Origin of the sequence: Mesorhizobium sp. M7A.F.Ca.US.005.03.2.1 (genome assembly GCF_003997795.1) — a bacterium.
Taxonomy (GTDB): Bacteria; Pseudomonadota; Alphaproteobacteria; order Rhizobiales; family Rhizobiaceae; genus Mesorhizobium; species Mesorhizobium ciceri.
Window position 1 is genome coordinate 1 of the sequence record NZ_RZRP01001499.1, and the last position, 650, is coordinate 650.

Sequence of the window (650 nt, forward strand, 5' to 3'; positions counted from 1 at the left end):
CTCTATGGCTGCCCGACCACGGTCAACAATGTCGAATCGATCGCGGTTGCGCCGACCATCCTGCGCCGCGGTGCGGCCTGGTTCTCGTCCTTCGGCCGGCCCAACAATGTCGGCACCAAGCTGTTTTGCATCTCCGGCCATGTCAACAATCCGTGCACGGTCGAAGAGGCGATGTCGATCCCGTTCCGCGAACTGATCGAGACGCATTGCGGCGGCATTCGCGGCGGCTGGGACAATCTTTTGGCGGTCATACCGGGCGGCGCTTCGGTGCCGCTGGTGCCGGCCGAGCAGATCATCGACGCGCCGATGGATTTCGACGCGCTGCGCGACCTCAAATCCGGCCTTGGAACCGCGGCTGTCATCGTCATGGACAAGTCGACCGATGTCGTGAAGGCGATCGCGCGGCTTTCCTACTTCTACAAGCACGAGAGCTGCGGCCAGTGCACGCCATGCCGCGAAGGCACCGGCTGGATGTGGCGGGTGATGGAACGGCTGGTGCGCGGCGAGGCGCAGAAGCGCGAGATCGATATGCTGCTCGACGTCACCAAGCAGATCGAAGGCCATACGATCTGCGCGCTGGGCGACGCGGCGGCATGGCCGATCCAGGGCCTGATGCGGCATTTCCGCGGCGAAGTGGAGCGGCGCATCGA

The 650-nt window shown here is 64.5% G+C and carries 1 protein-coding gene; it reads left to right on the forward strand.

All coding sequences use genetic code 11. The features are described 5' to 3' along the window. On the forward strand, positions 1–650 hold a 650-nt coding region (gene nuoF / locus EN991_RS38720), incomplete at both ends, for an NADH-quinone oxidoreductase subunit NuoF (protein WP_127370658.1).